Origin of the sequence: Gluconobacter roseus NBRC 3990, from assembly GCF_006538885.1 — a bacterium.
In the GTDB taxonomy this organism is placed as follows: Bacteria; Pseudomonadota; Alphaproteobacteria; order Acetobacterales; family Acetobacteraceae; genus Gluconobacter; species Gluconobacter roseus.
Genome location: NZ_BJLY01000001.1, coordinates 79,479 through 103,387 on the forward strand (window position 1 = coordinate 79,479; position 23,909 = coordinate 103,387).

Genomic DNA, 23,909 nt, shown 5'->3' on the forward strand with positions numbered 1-23,909 from the left:
TGCACAGAAGTCTGCACATCCCCTCGTATTTTTGCCCGAGATTCCGCCCGATGCGCCAGACTATCCGTTTTTATCTGGGGGAAGACCTCTGCACGCTCCGGGATGTGTCCCCGACGCTGACCCTGCTGGACTGGCTGCGTGAGCGCGGCCGGACCGGTACCAAGGAAGGCTGCAATGAAGGCGACTGCGGGGCCTGTACGGTGCTGGTCGTCCGGCTTGAGGAGGGGCGGTTGAACTGGCGGGCGGTCAATGCCTGCATCCAGTTCGTCAGCATGCTGGACGGTGCCCAGATCTACACGATCGAGGATCTCGGCACGCCGGATGCGCCGCATCCCGTGCAGAGTGCCATGGTTGAGCAGCATGGCTCGCAGTGCGGGTTCTGCGCGCCGGGTTTCGTCATGTCGATGGCTGCCTATCGCAAGACCGAAGGCGCCTCGGCGGACGATCAGGCTATTGATGATGCACTGGCCGGTAATCTGTGTCGCTGCACCGGCTATGCGCCAATTGTGCGGGCCATGAAACAGGCGATGGCGGCCGGACCGGACCGTTTTGATGCGCAGGTAGAGGCCATTGCCGAGCGCCTGACGGCGTTGCAGGACGGTAAGAGCGTGCGGCTTGAAGGGCCTGAAGGCACGCTCAGCATCCCGGCGTCTGCGGAGGATCTGGCGGAGATCCTGATGGCTGATCCGGAGGCGACGATTGTTGCGGGGGCCACGGATGTGGGGCTTTGGGTGACGAAGGGGATGCGTCGTCTGAAGCATGTCGTGCCCATCGGGCGGGTTCCGGAACTGCGCGCTCTGAGCAGAACGCCGGAGGGACTGCGGATCGGAGCTGCGGTGACGTATCAGGACGCGCGGCTGGCCATTGCGGAACTGCTGCCGGATGCGGGGGAAATGATCCGCCGTCTGGGCTCTACGCAGGTGCGGAATAGTGCCACCGTCTGCGGGAATGTCGCCAATGGCTCCCCGATCGGAGATGGGCCGCCGATGTTCATTGCGGCCAATGCGACGCTGCATCTGCGGCGCGGGGCGGAGTGTCGTTCCATCGCGCTGGAAGACTATTTCATCGCTTACGGAAAGCAGGATCGTCAGCCCGGCGAGTTCGTGGAGGCGCTGGCCATTCCGATACCGGCACAGAACGCACTGTTCCGGGCCTACAAGATTTCCAAACGTTTCGATCAGGACATTTCCGCCGTTCTGGGAGCTTTCATGATCGAGACGGACGATCAGGGCAGGATCACCACAGCCCGACTGGCCTATGGCGGCATGGCGGCCACGCCCAAGCGGGCGTCAGGCGCGGAAGCGGCATTGCTCGGACGGGTCTGGGACGAGGACGCGCTTGAGGCTGCGCGGTCAGCGGTTCTGGAAGATTTCGCCCCGCTGACCGACATGCGGGCGAGTGCCTGGTACCGGCAGACCGTGGCCGCCAATCTGCTGACGCGGTTCTTTGAAGAAACGACGGGCACTGAACAGGCGCGCCTCGCCCGGACGGGAGGGCTGGCACATGTCTGATCTTGTTCCGGGTGCCGCTTCGACCAGCATGAAGCATGAAAGCGCGCTGCTGCATGTGACGGGGCGGGCGACCTATATTGATGACATGCCTGAGCCACGCGGCACGCTGCATCTCGTGCCGGGACTGAGCACGAAAGCGCATGCGCGGATTGTGTCGATGGATCTGGACGACGTGCGCGCCGCGCCGGGTGTCGTGTGCGTGCTGACGGCGGAAGACGTGCCGGGGGAAAACCAGATCAGCCCGGTTTATCGGGAAGACGAGCCGCTTCTGGCGACGGATCATGTCCATTTCTGTGGGCAGGTGATGTTCGCCGTGGTGGCGACCTCGCGTCAGGCGGCGCGGCAGGCCGTGCGGCTGGCGAAGATTGAGTATGAGGAAAAGCCTGCGATCCTGAACATCACGCAGGCGCGGGAAAATGGCAGTCCGATGGTCTGGCGCTCCCTGACCATGCAGCGCGGGGATGTGGAGCGTGGCCTGAAGGCCGCGCCGCGCCGTCTGTCGGGGCAGATCGAGATTGGCGGGCAGGAGCATTTCTATCTGGAAGGGCAGGCCGCACTTGCCCAGCCCGGAGAGGCCGAGGAAATGCGCGTCTGGTCCTCCACGCAGCATCCGTCCGAGACGCAGCATCTGGTCGCGGCCGTGCTCGGGCGGCCGCATCATCTGGTCACGACGGAAGTGCGGCGGATGGGCGGCGCGTTTGGCGGCAAGGAGACGCAGGCCAATGCCTGGGCCTGTCTGGCCGCCATCGCTGCTGATCGGACGGGACAGGCCGTCAAGGCGCGTCTGGACCGTGATGATGACATGATGGTCACGGGCAAGCGCCATGATTTTCTGATCGACTACGATGTCGGTTTTACGGATGAGGGCGATATTCTGGCCGTGGATATGGTGCTGGCCGCGCGGTGCGGCTGGGCGGCGGATCTGTCTGGGCCCGTTACGGACCGGGCGCTGTTTCATGCCGATAACGCCTATTTCTATCCGGATGTGCGGCTGAAATCCGAACCGTTGCGGACCAATACCCAGTCCAACACGGCCTATCGCGGTTTTGGCGGCCCGCAGGGCATTGTCGCGGCCGAGCGGGTGATCGAGGAAGTCGCATTTGCGACCTGTATTGATCCCGTAACGGTTCGACTACGCAATGTTTACGGGACGGGAACGCGCAATCTCACGCCGTATCACATGACGGTTGAGGACTCGATTACGGCTGAGATCATCACCAAGCTGGTCGCGCGCTGTGACTATCAGGCGCGCAAGGCGGAGATCCGGGCATTCAATCGTAACAGTCGCATCATCCGTCGCGGCATTGCACTGACGCCGGTGAAATTCGGCATTTCCTTTACCGCCACGCATTACAATCAGGCCGGCGCGCTGGTGCATGTCTATACGGACGGCTCGGTTCAGGTGAACCATGGCGGGACGGAAATGGGGCAGGGTCTGCATACCAAGATGGTGCAGATCGTCCTGCGAGAATTCGGCCTGACGGCGGATCGTGTGCGCATCACGGCGACCACGACCGGGAAGGTTCCGAACACGTCGGCCACGGCGGCGTCTTCAGGGGCGGATCTGAACGGCATGGCGGTGCTGGATGCGGTGCGCAAGATCAAGGAGCGGATGATTACGTTCGCTGCCGAGAAATGGGGCGTGGCGGCCGAAGACATCCATTTCCGGTCCGATGGCGTGCATGTCGGTACGGAGATCATGACCTTCCAGCAACTCGCCTGGCAGGCCTATTTCGCGCGGGTCTCGCTGTCCTCGAACGGGTTTTACAAGACGCCGAAGATTTCCTGGAATCCCGAGACCGGGCGCGGGCGGCCGTTCTTCTATTTCGCCTATGGCGCGGCCTGTGCGGAAGTGTCGGTCGATCTGCTGACGGGCGAGCACAGCATCGACCGCGTGGACATCCTGCATGACGCCGGGCAGTCCCTGAACCCGGACATTGATATCGGGCAGATCGAAGGTGGGTTCGTGCAGGGTGCGGGCTGGCTGACGACGGAAGAACTGGTCTGGGATGGAGGCGGCCGTCTGCGGACCCATGCACCCAGCACCTACAAGATCCCGGCCTGTTCCGACCGGCCACGGATTTTCAATGTGGAACTGCTGGAGAACGCGCCCAACCGGGAGGAGACGATTTTCCGTTCCAAGGCTGTGGGGGAGCCGCCGTTCGTGCATGGGGTCGCGGTTTTGCAGGCCATTTCGGACGCGATCGCCAGTCTGGACGACTACCGGACCTGTCCGAAACTCGATGCCCCGGCCACGCCTGAGCGGGTTCTGAAAACCCTCATGGCATTGCAGGATCGGGCTGGCTGACCATGCTGGCGGATGTTCTGCGCTGGCGTCGGGAGGGGCAGGACATGGTGCGCCTGACCGTCATTCGCGCCCTGGGCTCGACGCCACGGGAAGAGGGGGCGTTCATGCTCCTGACCAGAAGCGAGCAGACCGGCACGATCGGCGGGGGGCGCCTGGAGTGGGATTGCATGGCGGAGGGGCGGGTGCTTCTGGCGTCGGGAGGAGAGGCGGTCGAGCGCCATATTCCGCTGGGTCCGGCCATCAACCAGTGCTGTGGCGGGGCCGTGACCGTTCGCATTGAGCGTGTGCAAGACGCGGAGGCCCTTGAGGCGGAAATCCGGGCGGAATGGGAGCGGCTGCCGCAACTGCTGCTGTTCGGGGCCGGGCATGTGGGGCGCGCTCTGGCACGTTCGCTCGCACTTCTGCCGCTGCGGCTGGTCTGGATTGATGCGCGGGAGGAGGAGTTCGGGGTCGTGCCGCCGGGCGTGGAGGCACATGTCACCGAGCAGTGGGAGCCGCTTGTCCAAGGCGCTCCGGCCGGATCGGGCGTTCTGGTCCTGACCCAGAGCCATACGCTGGATGCGCTGATCACCGGGGCGGCTCTGGAGCGCGGTGACTTGCGCTATGTCGGCATGATCGGGTCGCGGACGAAGCGGAAGCGATTTGAGAGCGCCTTCCGTCAGATCGACATTTCGCAGGAGCAGATCGACCGTCTGGTCTGTCCGATCGGGGATTTCGGGGTGCGCGACAAGCGGCCCGAGGTCATCGCGACCTTCGTAACAGCGGAAATTGCGGCCCGGATGCTGTGCGAGACAGATTCGGGCATGAGCGCCGGAATTTTGGAACCAGTCATTTCAGATATTGCGGATGTTACATTCGCCTCAATCCTGTCATAAAGTTCTTCCTGACAAGGGCGGAGTTCCCTCACTTTTTGGATGTCACAGAAAGTTGATGTAACGGGAGGTGCGTGGCGGTCTGTGCTTCTGCTTATCCTCCCCGCATGAGCATGCAGCACCGGACGCAACGGACTTCCGAAGTCCCGTTTTTCTCTCTACAGGCCGTGACGGGCGACAGAAGGGCCTCCCGGATGGATCGCTTCCGGCGGGTCGGGATGGCTCTGGGCGCATTGGCCCTGATGCTTCCTTCTGCAAAGGCTGCGCCAACGAACAGCACGGCGCTGACGCCGGCCCTTCAGCCCGCGAGCCTTCCAGCTGCCGATACCGCTTTTGTTGATGATCTGGAAAAGCGGACCTTCAACTGGTTCTGGGAAACGGCCAATCCACATAATGGTCTGGTGCCGGATCGTGCGCCGCTTCCCAATGGGGCTGCCAGCATTGCCAGCGTCGGCTTCGGCCTGACGGCTTATGGTATTGGTGTGGAACGAAACTATATCACCCGCCAGCAGGCTGTGGACCGGACCCTGACGACGCTGCGTTTCCTCGCCAGCCTGCCGCAAAACGATCATGTTTCAGGTGCTGCGGGCTATCATGGCTTCTTCTACCATTTCCTCGATCCCAACACCGGGCTGCGCGTCGCGGACTGGTCCGAGCTGTCCAGTGTCGATACCGCGCTGCTGATGGGGGGCGTGCTGTTCTCGCAGTCCTATTTTGATCATGACACGCCGCAGGAAAAGGAAATCCGCGACATTGCGGATCATCTGTACCGCCGGATCGACTGGACATGGATGAAAGCCCATGGTCCCTGGCTCAGCATGGGGTGGATGCCACCGCATACATTCCTGCCGAGCGACTGGAAGGGCTATAACGAGGGTCTGATCATCTATCTTCAGGCCCTTGGTTCGCCGACGCATCCGCTTCCGGCCGAAACCTGGAAGACCTGGACTGCGACCTATGAAGGACAGTGGGGCGATTTTCAGGGGCACAAGCTGCTGAATTTCGCGCCGATGTTCGGGCATCAGTACAGTGAATCCTGGATTGATTTCCGCGGCGTGCAGGATGCCTGGAACCGGGCGCATAACGTCGATTATTTCCAGAACGGGCGTGAAGCCGCCTATGCACAGCGCGCCTATGCACAGGCCAATCCGGGAGACTGGAAGGATTATGGGGCCAATATCTGGGGTCTGACCGCCTGTGACGGTCCGGGCGATGCACAGCAGGTCTATGATGGCAAACAACGCCATTACCTCGCCTACAGTGCACGTGGGGCAGGGCGGGACTATATTCTGGATGACGGAACAATCGCACCCACGGCTGTTGGTGGTTCGATTGCCTTCGCGCCGGAAATTGCCTTGCCAGCGCTCAAGGAAATGCGCGCGCGTTACGGAGACCGGATCTACAACAAGTACGGTTTCCTCGATGCCTTCAATCCGTCCTTTGCCGACCAGAAATCCTATTGGGTGGATGGTCAGCAGCTCGGGATTGATCAGGGGCCGATCCTGCTGATGCTGGAGAACTGGCGGAGCGGGCTCGTGTGGAACACGATGAAAAAGAACCCCTATCTGCGCGCCGGGCTGGAGCGCGCGGGGTTCGAGGGCGGATGGCTGCGGACCACGACAGCCGCGTCCACCCCAACAGGTAAATCCCTCTGAGGAATTAGAGGGCGCGGTCCAACCCCACGACGATGTTGTGGGGGAGCAGGGTGCCGGCCGTCCGATCGACACCGGTCTGATAGATCACGGAGCCCGGTTCGACGATGGGCAGGGTCTGGGTGCCCAGATTGAGGGCGATGCTCAGCAGGGTGCCGTTATCCAGAAGCCAGCTTGCCCGGACGGCGCCGTCCCCCAGAACTTCCGCGCCCGCACTGCGCGCGCCCTTCAGATGGGGCGTGATGTGATGGTGGCGCAGCCCCAGTAGTTCCTTCGTGCGGGCAAGCCATTCCTGTCCGGCAGGCGTTTCGCGTTCCTGCCGGTCGGGACGTGACGCGTCATAGGTCGAACGGGCGATGGGATCGGACAGGCTTTCCAGTTCTGTCGGGTCGCTGATCCCGCAATATTTGCGAAACTGGTCATTCCGTCCCTTGCGGACCTTCTGCTCCAGTTCTCCATCAAAATCGCAGAAGAAATAGAATGGCGTGGTGCATCCCCATTCTTCTCCCATGAACAGCATGGGCGTCATCGGGCAGAGCAGAAGCAGCGCATAGGCGGCCTTGAACGCTTCCGGCTCACAGAGCGTGATCATCCGCTCTCCCCGCGGGCGATTGCCGATCTGATCATGATTCTGCAGGAAGGTTACGAATTTCGTGGGTGGTAGATCTTCGCTTGGTGTGCCGCGCATTTTGTCTGCCGGAGCAAAATATTCGCCCTGCCAGGCAAAGCCCTCCGCCAGAACCCGGCGCAGAAGAGCGGTCGGGTCGTTCGTGAAGGCCTTGAAATACCCTTCGTCCTCCCCGGTCAGCAGAACGGTGACGGCATGGTGCCAGTCCTCGTCCCACTGGCTGTAGCCATCGCGGAGCAGTGCGGAATCGTTGTTCTCGTTCTCGAGGATCAGATGGATATGCCGTTCCGGCTCCGTATAGCGGGCGATCTGCTGACGGAGCTGGGTGAACCAGTTGCGGTTGGTGATGGCCCAGGCGGCGTCGATCCGCAGTCCGTCAAAACGGTATTCCGCAAGCCAGAGCAGCGCGTTGTCGATGAAGAACTCTGCCGCGACGGGATTGTGGAAATCGATCCCTTCACCCCAGACGGTCGCATTGTCCGGGTCGAAAAGCGCTTCCGCATATTCGGGCACGTAATTCCCGTCAGGGCCGAAGTGATTATAGACCACGTCCAAAAACACCATCAGGCCCAGCCCATGGGCATGGTCGATCAGCGTCTTGAGAATGGAGGGGCGTCCATAGGAAATATCGGGTGCAAACAGCAGCACGCCATCATAGCCCCAGTTCCAGTTACCGCTGAAACTGTTGATCGGCATGAGTTCGATGGCCGTGACACCCAGATCGACCAGTTCTTGCAGCCGGCCCATCAGGCCTTCATAGCCACCTTCCAGACCAACATGCAGCTCGTAGATGACCGTCTCTTCCCATGGGCGGCCTTTCCATCCCGGATGCTTCCACTGATAAAAACCGGGATCGAGGACTTCGCTCGGCCCGTGTATGCCATCGGGCTGGCAGCGGCTGGCGGGGTCGGGGACGGAAAGGTCGTCACGGATCCGGAAGCGATAGCGTGCCCCTGCACCACAGAGCGCTTCGGTCGTGAAGAACCCGTCTTCATGCCGTTCCATGACCTGCGGCGGCAGACCTTCCACTTCAAGAATGACTGTCTCGCAGGATGGTGCCCAGAATGAGAAACGTGTCCGGTCCGGACTGAGAAGTTCTGCGCCGAAGCGGCCCGTATAATGGAAGGCTGTCATGAAGAAGATCCTTGAGGGCTCGCGGGGTGGGGAGAGAAATACAGGGTGGACAGCGGCGGGAGTGTCAGGACGAGGGACTGGGCCTCACCGTGAGACGGGACATGCTGTGCGTGGCACAGGCCGCCATTGCCCATGTTGGAGCCGCCGAAAATCGCAGCGTCCGTATTGAGGATTTCATGCCAGCTTCCGTCTGATGGCACTCCGATCCGGTAATCATGCCGGGGCACCGGTGTCATGTTGCAGACGATCAGGACGGTGCGCGGTCCGGCGCCTGCCGCAGCCAGGCAAAAACGCAGTTTTCGCGATCATCGGCGATCAGCCAGCGAAAGCCGGACGGCGTATCGTCGCGCTGATGCAGGGCGGGCTCGCGACGGTACAGTCCGTTCAGGGCGCGAACCGTATCATGCATGCCGCGACCGAACGCATCATCCAGCCGAAACCAGGCGATTTCGCCTTCGTAGGACCATTCCTGCGGCTGGGCGAGTTCGCAGCCCATGAACAGAAGCTTGCGGCCGGGATAGGCCCACATCAGGGCATAATAGGCCCGGAGATTGGCATGTTTCTGCCAGTCATCGCCGGGCATTTTTGCGAGAAGCGATCCTTTGCCATGCACCACTTCGTCATGCGACAGGGGCAGGATGAAACGCTCGGAATAGGCGTAGATCATGCCGAACGTGATGTCGCTGCCATGATGGCCACGCCAGAGCGGGTCCCGCTCCATATAGCGCAGCGTGTCGTGCATCCAGCCCATGTTCCACTTGTAGTCAAAGCCCAGCCCCCCTTCGGAAACCGGCTTTGTCACACCCGGCCAGGCGGTGGATTCCTCGGCAATGAGGAGGGTCTCGGGATGGAGATGGCGGATGGTTTCCGACAGGTGGTGCAGGAAGCCGATGGCTTCGAGATTTTCCCGGCCCCCATGGATATTGGGATACCACTCGCCTTCTTCGCGGCTGTAATCGCGGTAGAGCATGGAGGCCACGGCATCGACGCGCAGTCCGTCGATGTGGAAATGTTCCAGCCAGTAAAGCGCGCTTCCCGTCAGAAAGCCGCGGACTTCGTTTCGGCCGAAATTATAGATCAGCGTATGCCAGTCCTGATGATAGCCTTCGCGGGGATCGGCATGTTCATACAGATGCGTTCCGTCAAAAGAGGCCAGTCCGTGCTGGTCGGCCGGGAAATGTGCCGGCACCCAGTCCATGATGACGCCGAGACCAGCCTGATGGCACTGGTCCACGAAGCGGGCGAACTGTTCGGGGCTGCCATGACGCGAGGTGGGTGCGTAAAGCCCAAGTGGCTGATAGCCCCACGAGCCGGAGAACGGATATTCCGTTACCGGAAGGAGTTCGATATGGGTGAAGCCCAGTTCCGTGACATAGGGGATCAGTGTTGCGGCCAGTTCGTCCCAGTCCATAACGCCCCGGCCACTCTGCGGATGGCGCCATGAGGGGGCATGCAGTTCATAGATCGAGAGTGGGTTTTCCGGGGTCTGGTGCCGGGCGCGTTCCTGCATCCAGGCCTTGTCCTGCCAGCTGTGGATGCTGGATGAAGCGACGATGGAAGCCGTGGCGGGCGGGTGCTCGCTGGCCCGGGCATAGGGATCGGCCTTGGCGGGAAGCACTGTGCCGTCCTGCGACATGACTTCATATTTGTAGCGCTCGCCTGCACGGAGACCAGGAATGAACAACTCCCAGATTCCCGCTTCATGTCGAAGTCGCATCGGATGGCGGCGACTGTCCCAGATATTGAAATCCCCGATTACGGAAACCCGCTTCGCATTGGGTGCCCAGACAGCGAAGCGGACACCTTGCACACCGTCGATCGTCATGGGAATGGCGCCCATCATCTGGTCCAGATGATGATGGCGTCCCTCTGAAAACAGATACAGGTCCAGTTCTTCTAGCAGCAGGCCGAAGCTGTAGGGATCATGCGTTTCCTGCCATCCATCTGCCCACAGAATACGCAGGCTGTAGCGGCTGGTTTTCGGAATTGTGGTGACGTAAATGCCGCGGTCGTCGATGCGGCGCATGGTCTTTTCCGTACGCTCTCCCTTGGCACTCTCTACTGTCAGACGGACTTCAAGCGCGTCCGGGTAGAACACACGGACCTGATCGGTTCGTCCTTCGCGGTGGCGCCCGAGCAGCGCGAATGGGTCCTGACAGCGGGTGGCCACCAGATCGTCGATCATGGATTGCAAAGGCGAAGACACGGTAATGGCCTGCATTCAGAACCTCTAGGCATGGGTGCCGGTACGGGGAAAATTAAGAACGGAACTGACCTGCTCGCCATTGCGCCCACGCGGCATGCGTGCGGCCTGCCGTGCCGTGCGGGGTGCGGACGACACGGGGTCGCTGCGGCGGGGCGCGATGGCATTTTCGGCTTCGCGGGCAACGGGACGTCGTCCCGTCATTTCCATCAGGAGACGGGCATACTGCGCGCCCTTGGAATCCCAGGAGACGTCATGCAAGGCACCGTTGCGCTGCATCCGCGCCCAGACGGCTTTCTGACGGAACAGATTCTGTGCCCGGCGGATGGCCAGAAACATGGTGTCTTCCGTGGTCGGGGAAACAGGATGCCATTTGCCACGCCTTCCATGACGGCAGCAGAATTCGCATCGACAAGCGTATCGCTCAGACCGCCAACACGGGCCGCAATCGGAACGGAACCGTAACGCATGGCATGGAACTGTGTGAGGCCGCAGGGCTCGAACCGGGATGGAATGATTGAGGCATCCACGGCGGAATGCAGTCGGTGGCCGAGCGTTTCGCTGTAGCGCATGTGGCAGACGCAGTTTTTCGGATAGCGTCCCTGAAGCTGCGTGAAGGACTGCATGATGTCACGGTCTCCCGTACCGACGACAGCCAGCTGGATGTTCTCCTCGAACAGCCGTGGCGCGAGACCCGCCAGCAGATCAGCGCCTTTCTGCGTGGTGAGACGGCTTACCATGCCCAGCAGGAGGGCATCGGGATTCTGAGGCAGGCCGAATTCTGCCTGAAACACGCGTTTGTTGGCCCGTCGTGCCGCAAGGTCACCGACAGCATAGGGGAAAAACACGGCAGGATCGGTCAGAGGATTCCATTCCCGCAGGTCGATGCCATTGAGGATACCGGTCAGAACATTCGCGCGCGAACGCAGGATACCGTCGAGGCCCATCCCTTCTTCCGGGGTCTGGATTTCCTCGGCATAGGTCGGTGAAACGCTGATCAGTCGGTGCGAGACCTGAAGTGCCGCTTTCATGAAGCCGATCTGGCCGTAAAATTCGACGTCACCGCTGTCATAGGCCTGATCCGGCAGCCCGAAAGCGCCCATCATGTCGCGCGGGAACAGTCCCTGAAACGCAAGATTATGGATCACATGTGCGACGGGAGGCGTCGGGGCATCCATGTATTTCAGATAGGTTGCCACGAGACCAGCATGCCAGTCATGGCTCAGAACGGCATCGGGTTTCCAGTCAGCCAGCGCGCCGGTACCGATCATCGCTGCTACGCGGCACAGGACGGCATAACGCATTCCGTTATCGGCCCATGGCTGCCCGTCCGGCGCAAGATAGGGATTGCCCGGCCGTGCATAGAGGTCCGGAACATCCACGATATAGAGATGGCGACCCTGTGCCCAGCCTTCACGCAATGTGACGGCATGGCCCAGAACGTTATCAATGCGGATTATTTTTTGTGGTTCGGATAAGGCACGGAGCACAGCGGGGTAGCCCGGCAGAACTGTCCGGGTGTCGATCCCGTGCTGCCCGAGAACTGTGGGCAGCGAGCCTACAACATCCCCCAGACCGCCGGTTTTGATGAACGGGTACATCTCGCCTGCCACTGACAGGAGCTGCAATGTAATATCCTGCGCGGGGTGCTGAATCTTGCTCATGACGCACATCTTTCCGGCCGCGAGGGCGCTGTCTCTGACGTTTGATGCCTGTGTCAGGGACAACGCTTGAAGCGGCGTTTGCGAACCGCCTTCACGGATAAGTTATGTTCGTGTCTGTGGTTTGGAGGCGTTAGCGTTTCGGAATGCAGGATGCCCCGCCAGACGGGCGGAGGGACCTGCCTGATCCGGTTTTGGAACGGGGTTTATGAGCAGCACACGTCAGAAGGGCCTGCGCGAAGGGCGTCCGAATATTTCAGGTGCCGTACCGGAAAATGGGGGTGTCAATTTCGCCGTCTTCTCCACGGCTGCAACAGCAGTTGAAATCTGCCTCTTCGACGCGGATGGCAAAACCGAAACCGACCGTATCCGCCTGCCGGAATATACCGACCAGATTTTTCATGGCTGGATCCCCGACCTGGGCGCCGGGCAGCTTTATGGTCTTCGGGTTCATGGTCCCTATACGCCCGAAGCGGGGCATCGCTTCAATCCCAACAAGCTCCTGATGGATCCGTATGCCCGGGCATTTCATGGTGATTTACAATGGGATCCGGCCCTGTTCGGCTATCAGCTTGGCCATGCAGACAAGGATCTGAGCTTTGATGAGCGCGATAGTGCGCCGTTCGTGCCAAAAGGCATCATCACTGATCCGGCCCCCCAGCATTTCGAGCATCCCCGCACGTCCTGGCATGACACCGTAATCTACGAAATGCACGTCAAGGGCTATACGAAACAGCATCCGGACGTACCGGAAACCCTACGGGGCACCTATGCCGGGCTGACGGACGGCAATCTGCTCAGGCGCATCCGGCAGCTTGGCGTTACCGCAGTTGAACTGCTTCCCGTCCAGAGTTTCGTGACGGACCAGTATTTGGCGGACAAGGGGCTGACGAATTACTGGGGCTACAACACGATCGGCTTTTTCTCCCCCGACAGCCGCTATGCCCATGACCGGGACCATGCGCTGCAGGAGTTCCGGAACCTCGTGCGGGCCTGTCATGAAGCCGGGCTCGAAGTCATCATGGACGTGGTTTACAACCATACGGCCGAGGGAAACGAACTGGGTCCGACACTGTCTTTCAAGGGGCTGGATAATGCGTCCTATTATCGCCTCATGCCGGATGATCCGCGTTATTACATTAACGAAACGGGTACGGGAAACACGTTCAATCTGACCCATCTGAACTGCATCCGGTTCGTAGCGGACAGTCTGCGATACTGGGTCAACGAAATGGGTGTGGGCGGATTCCGGTTTGACCTCGGAACAATCCTTGCGCGTGAAGCAGACGGTTTTCACAATGATTCCAGTTTCCTGCGCGTCTGCCGTCAGGACCCCGTGCTGTCACAGGTCAAGCTGATTGCCGAGCCCTGGGATGTCGGTCCGGGCGGCTATCAGGTCGGCAATTTCCCGCCGGGCTGGGCGGAGTGGAATGACAAGTTCCGCGACACGACCCGCGATTTCTGGCGGGGAGAGGCCCATGCCGATGCGCTGGCACCACGTGTGCTTGGCAGCCCTGATCTGTTCAATCACAGTGGTCGCCGCACCTGGGCCAGCATCAATTTCGTGACGGCCCATGATGGTTTCACGCTCATGGACTGCGTGTCCTACAATGACCGTCACAACGAGGCGAACCAGGAAGACGGCAAGGACGGATCATCCGACAACCGCTCCTGCAATTATGGTGTGGAAGGCCCGACCGACAATCCGGACATCAATGACATCCGCTGGCGTCAGTGCCGGAACATGCTGTCCACGCTGCTGCTGTCACAGGGTACGCCGATGCTGCTGGCAGGGGACGAGTTCGGTCGGACGCAGGATGGCAATAACAATGCCTATTGTCAGGACAGCCCGATTTCATGGCTGGACTGGTCGCTGGGAGACCGGGCGAAGGAGCTTGAGGCCTTTGTCCGGCGTCTGACGGCCCTGCGACACCGCTATCCGATCCTGCATCGTGCCCGGTTCCTGATGGAAGCCTATAACAAGGAGCTGGATATTCAGGAGCTGACCTGGCTGAATGCCAATGGCGGCACCATGCAGCCTGATGAATGGAAAACCGCGCAGTGCTTCGGTCTCATGATAGACGGGCGCAGCCAGCCCAGCGGCATCCAGCGCCGGGGATCGGACGCCACTGTCATGCTGATCTTCAATGGCTGGCAGGATGTGGTGAATTTCACGCTGCCGGAGACGGGCGAGGGGCGCTGGAAGCTGCTGCTCGACACCAATATTCCGGAAAACGGCGGCGCCGTGGAGCGGGAAATCTTCCCGCAGAGCTACAAATATGTCGTGACGGGACGGTCGTTCCTGCTGCTGGAACTGGTCGGACGTGATCCGCTTCCGCAGACCTCGTCATGATGCGGAGTTGCATCCGGAGCGTTTCTCACCGAACACTGAGGACAGAGCACTTTTGTGAAAGGAGAGCATCATGCGTCTCATTCTTGCCCTGCTTCTGCCCTGGCTGCAGTTCTTCACCATCCGCCGGCCGTTCGCCGGTCTAGTGTGTCTGATCCTTCAGATCACGGTGATCGGCTGGATCCCGGCTGCCATCTGGTCGGTCTATGCGCTGAGCCAGTACAACACCGATCGCAAGATCGCTGCCGGTCGCGTCTGACGCTCCGGACGTGAAAAAGCCCCCGTTCCCTGCGGAGCGGGGGCTTTTTTTATGCTGTAAGGGGCCGGGGGTTAGCGGCCGATATTGCGCAGGGTGACGCCCTGATTGAGCTTGGTTTCGATGGACTCAAGGGACACGCCCTTGGTCTCCGGGACAAAGAACAGCACCATGAAAATGAAGAACGCATTCAGTGCTGCATAGAGCCAGAAGGTATGCGAGGCCCCGAGCGTCGTCAGCAGGCCGAGGAACGTGGCACCCACCACCATGTTCGTGACCCAGTTGGTTACGGTCGAGCAGGTGATGCCGAAATCACGCCCCTGAAGCGGCATGACTTCCGAGCATAGCACCCAGACCAGCGGACCGGCCGAGAAGGCGAAGCCTGCGATGAAGCACAGCAGGACCGAGATCGCGAGGTAATGCGACAAATCCGTATTACCAACGGCACCCGACATGATGGTTGCCAGAACGGCGAGACCAGCTGACATGATGGCAAATCCCGTGATCAGCATCGGACGACGGCCCCAGCTATCGGCGAAAGCAATGGCGATGAACGTGGCGAGCCAGTTGACCACGCCGACGATCGCCGTGCCCCACATCTGGCCGCTCGCCCCGAAACCGACTTCCTGGAAGATGCGCGGCGCGTAGTACATGACCACGTTGATGCCCGTGAGCTGCTGCATGACCTGAAGCACGATGCCGAGGAGGACGGCGCGGCGGAAGTTCCGGTTTTCAAGGAACATCGCCAGACCGCGCTGACGGTCATGGATCTGCCCCTGGATGTCACGGATTTCCTGATGGGCAAGCTCGGGATTGTGACGCAGTTCCTTCATGATCGACAGGGCTTCCTCGTGACGGCCACGTAGCATCAGCCAGCGCGGGCTGTCGGGCAGGAAGAACGAGCCGATCAGGAAGAACGTGCCGGGAATGGCCATGATCCCCAGCATCCAGCGCCATGAGCCGCTGTAGGACAGGATGGCGTTGGAGACGAAGGCCAGCAGGATGCCCAGCGTGATCATCAGCTGATACATCGACACCAGACTGCCACGCCGCGAAATGTCCGAGACTTCGGAAATATAGAGCGGAGCCACGAAGCTTCCGATGCCGATTGCCAGACCCAGCATCGTGCGCCCGATGATCAGCTCGGACACAGAGGATGCCAGAGCGCAGACGAGTCCTCCACCGACGAACAGGAATGCGCTGAAGATCAGGGAGCGGCGGCGTCCGAATGCATAGGACATGCGGCCTGCGCCCAGGGCACCGACGGCTGCGCCGAACATCATGGACGACACGATCCAAGACTGCTCGAATTCGGACGCATGGAACTCGTCACGGATAAAGCCGAGCGCGCCGGAAATGACGCCCACATCCAGTCCGAACATCAGGCCCGCAATCGCAGCCAGAGCCACGGCGAACATCATGCGTCCGACCATGGGGGCTTTGACCGCAGCAGCAGGGACGGGAGAGGGGTTGAGCACTGTGTCGCTCATGACGGGAAAACTCCGGCGACCCGCAGGGTAGACCTGTCAGGGAAAGGCAGAAAAGAAACCGGGCAGGTCAGCCTGCACCGGGGAGAGAGGGAGAAGGCTCTTCTGTGACAGGCACGGTGATTCGCCATCTTGAGCCCTAAAGTATAACGCATGATTGGGAAAATATTCAAAATTATATGTGATAATCGGGAGGGATTTTCTGTTCTGATGCAAGCGGGCCACAGATAGGACGTCCGGGCGGCCGTCTGACACGATCTGCCGGATTGCCAAGGGCGGACCGCGGCGACACACTCCTACCCTTTCCGTGTTCATGGACAAGCCCTCGTGTTCCTGCGTCAGCTGACCTATCTCATCGCTCTGGACCAGTACCGGCATTTTTCCCGGGCGGCGGAGCACTGCAATGTGTCGCAGCCTGCGCTGTCGATGGCGATCCGTCAGCTTGAGCACGAACTTGGCGTTCCCATCGTCCGGCGGAACCGCCGCGTTCTGGGGCTGACACCGGAAGGTGAGCGCGTTCTGGCCTGGGCGCGGCAGACAGTGGCTGCACTGGACGGTCTGCGTCAGGAAGCCGATTTCGCACATGAAGTCGCTGGGGGAACGCTGTCGATCGGGACCATTCCGCCCGCCATTCAGGTCATGCCGCCACTGATGGAAAGTCTGCGGGCTGCCGTGCCGGCGCTTCATATTGAACTGACGGTATCTGCCAATACCGACATCCTGCATGACCTGACCGAGCAGCGGATCCAGATGGGGCTGATCTATCTGGATCAGGTTCCCGAAGACGGCAGTTTCGAGACGCACCAGCTTTATGCGGAACAGTATGTTTTCGTGGCAGGCTCCCGCATGGAGCTGACATCCCGCAAGACGTTCAGCTGGGCGGATGCCGCCGAACATCCGCTGGGCCTTCTGGGCCATTCCATGCGGACCCGGCAGATCGTGGATGAGTGCTTTGCGAAGGCCGGAAGCAAGCCCAACGTCCTGCTGGAAACCAACGCGCTCGAACTGCTATATGTCGAAGTGCTCGCCGGGCGTCTGGCGACGATCCTGCCAGTCGCTGCTCTGCCGCATCAGCGTGATCCGGCCAACCCGCTTCAGATCCGGCGTCTCGCGTCATGCCCGTCCCCGGGAGTGGGTCTGGTGCGGCTGAAACAGCCGGTGCAGACGGCCCTGATGTCCCGCAGTTGGGAAGTCGCCACGCAGCTCATTCTGGAAGATGCGCTGACAGTCTGAGGACCATCATAAGCGCGACTTATGATGCGATCATGACAATATCTTGGACAGGCCTGGGTTCCGTTTCGCAATTTGCGGCTTTTCGGACGGAAGAGTGCCAGGTTTGGGCGGGAGAGCAGCCGGTCTCGCGGGACTGGGGTCAACATTCGGATCGGAACTGCGCGATGTTCTGATCGGGCGCTGGGGATGGCTGATTGCGCCGTCCGCGAAGGATCTGGGTTTTGCGGTCCGGACTTCGGTCGCGGCGATCCTGTCCCTGCTCATCGCCATGTGGATGGAGCTGGACAGTCCGCAATGGGCGCCGCTGACCGTCTGGGTCGTGGCGACGGCCTCGCGCGGAGAGAGCCTGTCCAAGGCGCGTTGGCGGTTTGCGGGCACGATCATCGGGGGCTGCATGGGCGTGGCCCTGATCGCGGCTTTTCCCCAGCAGGCGGGGCTGTTCTTCATTGCGCTCGCGCTCTGGATCGGGCTGTGCTGCGGCTGGGCAACGTTTCTCGACGGCTACCGGCGGTACGGATTTCTCGTTATCAGCTTCACCTCCGCCATCGTGGCGACCGGCGCGATCAGCCAGCCCGATGACGTTTTCAATGTCGCTATGGCGCGCGGCACGTACATCATGCTCGGAACGCTCTGCGAAGCGGTCATGGCGGCGCTCTTTCTGCCCAATGTCCAGAAGGAAGCCCGGCAAAGGCTTCTGGGACGTCTGCAACAGATTACCGCCAAGGTCGCTTCCCATGCGGAAATCCTGCGGGCAGGCGGGTTTGATCCGGAGACCGAGAGTCGCCTGCTGACCGAACTGGTCGATGCCAACAGCCGCATTGAGTTCGACGTTCTCGAAATGGGGTCCGGAACCCGGCGCAGTGCGGACCATGCACGTGCCGTTCTGGCACGTCTGCTGGCGGTCCTTGCGCGGGCGCAGGGCGGGGCGACTGGGATTGATGTGGATCGTGATCTGGAGGCGGCCCATAACCATATTCAGGCGATCATCACGCCACCGCGTCACGATCACTTCCGTTTCCGGACGCGTTCTCCGCGTCATATGCTCGAAGCGGTGTTCAACGGGCTGCGGGCTGCAACCGGCATCATGGGCGCCTGGCTTCTCTGGGAAGTAACGGCGTGGCCTTCGGGGCCGGCTTTCGTGTCCTTCGTGGCGCTGGTCTACGGGTTGCTGGCGACCCGCGAAATCCCCGCACTGGCGTCGTCCGGCTTCTATCGTGGCGCGGTCTGGTGCGCAGGTGTGGCGGGGATCTATGCGTTTTTTGTCGTGCCCGCCGTCACGGCGCCGGAATATCTGGCTCTGCTTCTGATGGTCCCGATGGTGATCGGCGGTCTGGCCGCCCGGGCGCCAAAGCTCGTGAACCACGCCTTTTCGTTCAACATGTTCCTGCCCGTCCTGATCGGACCGTCAAACCTCATGCGTTATGACGAAGTATCGTTTCTCAACGGTGCCAGCGCCTTTCTGGGGGCGGTCATTTTCGCGCGCGTCACGTTCGGTGTGGTGTTTCCGTTCCGGGCTGACAGTCACCTCCGGCGCACATCGGCTTGGGTCGAGCAGCAGCTTCGTTTCATTGCGCAGGGCGGCGGGCAGACGGTTCATCAGTGGCTGGCGATCAATGCTGCCAGCATGGTGCGGGCCGTGCGCAACTGTCAGGGCATCCCGCGGGATGTGATGCTCACCTATATGGCGCGGCATCTGCATGCGATGGCGCTGGGCCTGTGGGTGATCGAACTGCGTGACGCCGCGGCACGCGAAGCGACGCCTGCGCCTGTCCGCAAACGGTTGCAGGTTTTTCTGCGGGCCTGGTTCCGCAAAGGCGATGCTGCGGCTCCGCTTGCGCGGACCGTTGCCCAGTCATTGCGGAACGATCCGGCTGTCGAACCCGACGTTCGGATCGCCTTGCAACGGCTGGCGGGGGACGTGCCCCCGTCTGCCTGATCAGCCTTCCTGATCAGATAGTGTCGACCGTACCGCCATCGACACGCAGGGCCGCGCCGGTTGTGGCGGAAGACAGGGGCGAGGCGGCATAGGCGACAAGGTTGGCCACTTCATCAACCGTGGCCATACGGCGCAGGATGTTGCTCGGGCGGTGCTTCTGCACGAACTCTGCCGCCAGTTCCGCAACAGGGCGGGTGCTGCCGGGATTCTGGGCCTTCAGCATGTCCTCGACACCTTCGGAGAGGGTCGGACCCGGCAGGACCGAATTCACCGTCACATTCGTGCCCGCCATCAGCTTCGCCAGACCGCGGGCCAGACCCAGCATGGCGGTCTTGCTGACGCCGTAATCGACCATTTCGACCGGGATGTTCAGCGCGGATTCCGATGCAATGAACAGCACGCGTCCCCAGTTGCGCTCCTTCATGCCCGGCATATAGGCGCGGGACAGGCGCACGCCGGAGAACAGGTTGACTTCGAACAGGTGCTGCCAGCTGTCATCCGTCGTCTCGAAAAGTCGTTCGGCCCGAAGATACCGGCATTGTTGATCAGGATATCAATGCTGCTCTCGGCTTCGAACAGCGTCTTGCAGCCTTCCGGCGTTCCGACATCGGCGACCACACTACGGAAGGTGCCGCCCGGCACGGCCTTGCCCAGCTTTTCGAGCGCGCCGTCGATGCTGTCCTGCTTGCGGCCATTGATGATGACGGTTGCCCCGGCCTCACCCAGTTTGCGGGCAATGGCAAGGCCGATCCCGCCGGTTGATCCGGTGACGAGGGCGGTGCGGCCGCTCAGATCGAGGTTCAGCATGGCAAACTCCTGAAAATGTGATCACGTTCCGACAGAAACGTAAGAAAGGCGAAAAAGTGGCCATCCCATTGTAGAGGTTTCGTGACAGGATGCGAGGGACGCCAGATCTGCTATGACTGACATGGTCCCGAGTTGGGAAACGTTCGGATGAGCAGGGCTTGAGGAGAGGCAATGGATCGCGGGGAGGACGCAGCAGGAGGAACCGAAGCGCTGATGCTCCGTCCGGCTCCGGCCGGTGGCCGTGCCTCTGTTCTGTGCGTCCATCTTCTGGCCCTTGCTGCCGCCGAGGGGGGCGGTGAGGCTGCTCTTCTGGTGCGCGATACCGAAGGGGTGCGCATTCTTGGCGGTGAGGCAAGCACGATTGCCTATGAAGGCGCGGCGTGCCTCATGGACGGACAGTCCGTCGATTCCTGTACCGTACGCCTGCTGCCGGTGCGCTCCGGCGTGGTCGAGGTCTGGCTGTGTGTGCGGCAGAACGCGCCGGCCCTTGAGCATGTTCTGGCCCTGTGCGCCCTTCAGGTGGATGAACTGCTGCGCGAGCATGCAGCGTCCACCTCGCCGGAAGAGGAGGAGCACGCGCTCATGGAGCGCATGCAGCTCCGGATGCAGCGCATGGCGGACACGGCGGAAGTAGCGTTCTACCGCTGTGATTTCGCAACACGGATGGTGACTGGAGACGCCCGGTTCGCCCGTATCTGGGGCCTGCCTCCCGAGCGGCTGGCCGTAGGTGTTCCTGTCGATGAACTGCTGCTTTTCCTCCATCCCGAAGACCGGATGGTTTATGACGGGAACGTCGAGGAGGAACTCCGCGAAGACGGATGCTACGAATTGCGGTTCCGGATTGTAGTTCCGACTCCGTCTGCGTTTTCGGGGCCGGAAGCGTCCCGGCGTCGCCCGATGCTCCGGTATGTGCTGCTTCGTGGCTGGCGGGAAGATGAAAGCCGTCTGGATGGACGCCGTAGCGTCGGGCTGGCGATGGATGTGTCCTCTGCGTCCGTAACGGCGGAAGCTCTGCGTTCCAGCGAGTCTTTCACCCGCCTGCTGCTGTCGAGCCTGCCGGACTGCATCCATATCCTCGACTGCGATGGTTGTATCCGCTTCGTCAGCGAAGGCGGCATCAGATCCATGGAAATGGACAGCCCGATCATCATGCACGGGCTGCCCTGGGTTGATCTGTGGCGCGGGCAGCCGCGTCGTCGTGCGGCCCTGGCCGTGCAGACCGCGCTGGAAGGCGAGACGGCACGCTTTCAGGGCTATGCCATGACCATGCGCGGGCAGCGCCGGTTCTGGGACGTAGCTGTCACTCCGGTGTTTGGCGAGGACGGGGACGTTCAGCGTCTGCTGGCAATCGGGCGTGATCTGACAGAAGCCAACCAGTCAGCCGAGAGGCTTCAGCTTGCACTGGATGCCGGGGCGATCGCCGGGACATGGATGTGGGATGACAGTGCGTCCCGCATGACGGGCGATGCCCGGCTGGCCCTGACGCTTGGGCTCGATCCGGCCCGGCTGCGCGAAGGGGTCATGCCGAACGTCATCTATGACGCCGTGGACCCGCGGGACCGCTTTGCCGTGGTGCAGGCCGTAACGGCGGCAACCCGGCGGGGCGGAAAATGCCGTTTCGAGTTCCGGGTGGACACGCCGGAAGGCCAGCGCTGGTTCGAAGGCAATGGCCGCTGCGATCTGGGAGAAGAGGGGCGGGTGGCCCGTTTTCCGGGCATTGTCTTTGACATCGACCGCAGCAAGCGTCAGGCCCTGCGTCAGGCTGCCCTCGTCGAACTGGGAGACCAGCTTCGGGCGCTTGATGATACGGGCATGATGGAAGAGGTCGCCGCCCATATCATCTGCCGGGAGCTGGATGCCAGCGGCGCGGGCTATGGCATCATCAACGATGATGGCACGGGCATGACTGTCAGCGGCGTCGCCGAGGCGCGGCGGCCTCTGCTGGGCGTGCGGACGTTCGCGGATTACGGCGAGTTCAGGCCGCTCCTTGCACGAGGCGAGGCTGTGGCTATTTCGGATGTCCGCACCAATCCCCTGACGGCGGGATATGATGCACGCTACGAAGCCGAGAACATCGTGGCGTTCCTCAGTATTCCGATTTTCAAATTCGGGCGCTTCGTGGGGCTGATGTTCGTCTGCCATGATGCGCCGCATGTCTGGACGGAAGAGGAAATCGTCTTCACCCGCGCCGTTGCGGACCGCACCCACGCTTCCATGCGTCAGGCCCGCACGCAGCAGCAGATCCGCGATCTCAACGTCATGCTTGAAGAGCGCATCCTCCAGCGGACCCGCGAGCGTGACCGGTTGTGGAACATTGCACGCGACCTGTTCATCATCATTGACCGCCGCGGTTATTACGTCGCGGTCAGTCCGAGCTGGGAGGAAATGCAGGGTTACAGGGCCGAGGAACTCGCCGGGCTGCGGCTGGATGCGCTGTGCCATCCCGATGACAGGCAGATGGTCTGGGACACGTTCGACCGGCTGATTACCGGCACGCCCTGGCCGACGGCGGGGCTGGACGTGCGGATGCGGCGTTCTGACGGAACCTGGCGGACCTATAACTGGAGCTGCAACGACGAGGGCGATGCGATCTATGCAGTCGGGCGGGATCTGACCGAGCGCAACGAACTGGAAGAACAGCTCCGTCAGGCGCAGAAAATGGAGGCTGTCGGGCAGCTCACCGGTGGTCTGGCGCATGATTTCAACAATCTGCTTGCCGGGATCGGGGGTGGGCTGGAACTGCTGGGCATGCGGATCGCACAGGGCCGGATGGACGGGCTGGAGCGTTACATCACGGCCTCGCAGGAAGCGGTTCATCGGGCGGCGTCCCTGACCCATCGTCTTCTGGCCTTCTCCCGCCGCCAGACCCTCGATCCCACACCCACGGACATGAATGCGCTTGTCCGCGGACTGGAGAGCCTGCTCCGGGGAACGGTCGGACCGGGAATAGAGCTTGTTTTTGACCTCCAGCCGGATCTCTGGCTGACGCGCGTGGACTCCAACCAGCTTGAGAACGCGGTCCTGAATTTGTGCATCAATGCCCGGGACGCCATGCACAACCATGGGACGACGCTACGGCTGAAGAGTGAAAACCGTCTCCTGACGGCTGATGCAGCAGCCGACATGTCCATCCGGGCGGGCGATTATGTCGTCCTGACGGTAGAGGATGAAGGCTGTGGCATGCCGCCTGAAATCGTCCAGCGCGCCTTCGATCCGTTCTTCACGACCAAGCCGCTGGGAGAGGGGACGGGGCTTGGTCTGAGCATGATCTATGGCTTCACCCAGCAGTCGGGCGGGCAGGTGGAAATCCGCTCCATCCCCGGGCAGGGAACGAGCGTGTCCCTCTGGCTGCCGCGCTATCACGGTCAGGATGTGATGCGCGCCGATGCTCCGTCATTGCCGCGTACGCCCCAGCCGCGTCTTCTGGAAGGGCGCAGGGTTCTGGTCGTGGACGATGAAGAGGCCGTGCGCATGATCGTGGCAGACATGGTGACGGATCTGGGCGGGGTCGTGCTGACGGCATCTGACGGCCCGTCCGCGCTAACTCTGGCTGTGCAGGACGAGCCACCGTCGGTTCTTATCAGTGATATCGGCATGCCGGGCGGGATGAACGGCCGCGAACTGGGCGAGCAGTTGATGAAACGCTGGCCCGCGCTGAAAGTCCTGTTCATCACGGGCTATGCCGAGCAGAGCATTCTGGGCGATCAGCCTCTGGCGCCGGGCTGTGCGCTGCTGGTCAAGCCGTTCACGGTTGCGACATTCACCCGCAAACTGGGCGTTCTGCTGAGCGGCGACTGAACCCGTCGTTCAGGCCGGACGTTGGACAGACAGCACATCACGCGCGTGTAATTCATTCTTCAACCCAGCAGGG

Annotated in this window: 11 protein-coding genes and 3 pseudogenes; 9 read left to right on the forward strand and 5 right to left on the reverse strand. The window is 61.5% G+C overall.

Translation table 11 applies throughout. The features are described from left to right. The first annotated feature begins 50 nt into the window (after positions 1 to 50). The 4 genes from xdhA (at position 51) to GRO01_RS00315 (ending at position 6,346) form a co-directional block, all read left to right on the forward strand. Positions 51 to 1,511, forward strand: coding sequence for a xanthine dehydrogenase small subunit (gene xdhA, locus GRO01_RS00300; RefSeq protein ID WP_062508007.1), 1,461 nt, complete (start codon positions 51 to 53; stop codon positions 1,509 to 1,511). Next, positions 1,504 to 3,819, forward strand: coding sequence for a xanthine dehydrogenase molybdopterin binding subunit (gene xdhB / locus GRO01_RS00305; protein ID WP_062508005.1), 2,316 nt, complete (start codon positions 1,504 to 1,506; stop codon positions 3,817 to 3,819). Before xdhA ends, xdhB begins: the two co-directional genes overlap by 8 nt. A gap of 2 nt (positions 3,820 to 3,821) precedes the next feature. Then, complete coding sequence (gene xdhC / locus GRO01_RS00310) at positions 3,822 to 4,694, forward strand: xanthine dehydrogenase accessory protein XdhC (protein ID WP_062508003.1); 873 nt, start codon at positions 3,822 to 3,824, stop codon at positions 4,692 to 4,694. A gap of 191 nt (positions 4,695 to 4,885) precedes the next feature. After that, positions 4,886 to 6,346: a glucoamylase family protein gene (locus GRO01_RS00315; protein WP_371857366.1), complete on the forward strand. Its 1,461-nt coding sequence runs from the start codon at positions 4,886 to 4,888 to the stop codon at positions 6,344 to 6,346. A 4-nt stretch (positions 6,347 to 6,350) separates the two neighbouring features. On the opposite strand, the gene treZ is transcribed toward GRO01_RS00315, so the two are convergent. The 3 genes and pseudogenes from treZ to glgA form a co-directional block, all read right to left on the reverse strand. Continuing rightward, the gene (gene treZ / locus GRO01_RS00320) at positions 6,351 to 8,105 is read right to left on the reverse strand and encodes a malto-oligosyltrehalose trehalohydrolase (RefSeq protein WP_062508001.1); all 1,755 of its coding nucleotides are present in this window, start codon (positions 8,103 to 8,105) and stop codon (positions 6,351 to 6,353) included. Further along, positions 8,102 to 10,326, reverse strand: a pseudogene (gene glgB, locus GRO01_RS00325) (1,4-alpha-glucan branching protein GlgB). The gene treZ and the pseudogene glgB overlap by 4 nt, the downstream one beginning before the upstream one ends. Positions 10,327 to 10,335: 9 nt before the next feature. Continuing rightward, positions 10,336 to 11,981, reverse strand: a pseudogene (gene glgA / locus GRO01_RS00330) (glycogen synthase GlgA). Positions 11,982 to 12,177: 196 nt separating this feature from the next. Here glgA and glgX point away from each other — a divergent pair. Together glgX and GRO01_RS00340 are read left to right on the forward strand one after the other, a co-directional pair. Then, positions 12,178 to 14,322 carry a glycogen debranching protein GlgX gene (gene glgX, locus GRO01_RS00335; RefSeq protein ID WP_062507999.1) on the forward strand — a complete coding sequence of 715 codons (2,145 nt, stop codon included), beginning with the start codon at positions 12,178 to 12,180 and terminating at the stop codon, positions 14,320 to 14,322. Between the two features lie 70 nt (positions 14,323 to 14,392). Continuing rightward, a complete protein-coding gene (locus GRO01_RS00340) occupies positions 14,393 to 14,578 on the forward strand; it encodes a YqaE/Pmp3 family membrane protein (protein WP_062507997.1) in 186 nt (61 codons plus the stop codon). Between the two features lie 71 nt (positions 14,579 to 14,649). Here the strand turns inward: GRO01_RS00340 and GRO01_RS00345 are convergent, their stop codons facing one another. Further along, entirely contained in the window at positions 14,650 to 16,065 is a 1,416-nt protein-coding gene (locus GRO01_RS00345; protein ID WP_083541268.1) for a sugar porter family MFS transporter, read from the reverse strand. 324 nt (positions 16,066 to 16,389) lie between these two features. Here GRO01_RS00345 and GRO01_RS00350 point away from each other — a divergent pair, with 324 nt between their 5' ends. Together GRO01_RS00350 and GRO01_RS00355 are read left to right on the forward strand one after the other, a co-directional pair. Next, complete coding sequence (locus GRO01_RS00350) at positions 16,390 to 17,295, forward strand: LysR family transcriptional regulator (protein WP_062507995.1); 906 nt, start codon at positions 16,390 to 16,392, stop codon at positions 17,293 to 17,295. A 94-nt stretch (positions 17,296 to 17,389) separates the two neighbouring features. Continuing rightward, on the forward strand, positions 17,390 to 19,231 hold the full coding sequence (locus GRO01_RS00355; protein ID WP_231490125.1) for an FUSC family protein: 1,842 nt from the start codon (positions 17,390 to 17,392) through the stop codon (positions 19,229 to 19,231). A 13-nt stretch (positions 19,232 to 19,244) separates the two neighbouring features. Here the strand turns inward: GRO01_RS00355 and GRO01_RS00360 are convergent. Beyond that, positions 19,245 to 20,038 (reverse strand): annotated as a pseudogene (locus tag GRO01_RS00360) (SDR family NAD(P)-dependent oxidoreductase). 171 nt (positions 20,039 to 20,209) lie between these two features. On the opposite strand from GRO01_RS00360, the gene GRO01_RS00365 reads away from it, so the two are divergent. After that, entirely contained in the window at positions 20,210 to 23,836 is a 3,627-nt protein-coding gene (locus GRO01_RS00365; protein ID WP_141306709.1) for a PAS domain-containing protein, read from the forward strand. Positions 23,837 to 23,909 lie beyond the last annotated feature (73 nt).

Coding starts and splice junctions, on each gene's coding strand:
- xdhA (WP_062508007.1), top strand. CDS start 51: ATGCGCCAGACTATCCGTTTTTATCTGGGGGAAGACCTCTGCACGCTC.
- xdhB (WP_062508005.1), top strand. CDS start 1,504: ATGTCTGATCTTGTTCCGGGTGCCGCTTCGACCAGCATGAAGCATGAA.
- xdhC (WP_062508003.1), top strand. CDS start 3,822: ATGCTGGCGGATGTTCTGCGCTGGCGTCGGGAGGGGCAGGACATGGTG.
- GRO01_RS00315 (WP_371857366.1), top strand. CDS start 4,886: ATGGATCGCTTCCGGCGGGTCGGGATGGCTCTGGGCGCATTGGCCCTG.
- treZ (WP_062508001.1), bottom strand. CDS start 8,105: ATGACAGCCTTCCATTATACGGGCCGCTTCGGCGCAGAACTTCTCAGT.
- glgX (WP_062507999.1), top strand. CDS start 12,178: ATGAGCAGCACACGTCAGAAGGGCCTGCGCGAAGGGCGTCCGAATATT.
- GRO01_RS00340 (WP_062507997.1), top strand. CDS start 14,393: ATGCGTCTCATTCTTGCCCTGCTTCTGCCCTGGCTGCAGTTCTTCACC.
- GRO01_RS00345 (WP_083541268.1), bottom strand. CDS start 16,065: ATGAGCGACACAGTGCTCAACCCCTCTCCCGTCCCTGCTGCTGCGGTC.
- GRO01_RS00365 (WP_141306709.1), top strand. CDS start 20,210: ATGGATCGCGGGGAGGACGCAGCAGGAGGAACCGAAGCGCTGATGCTC.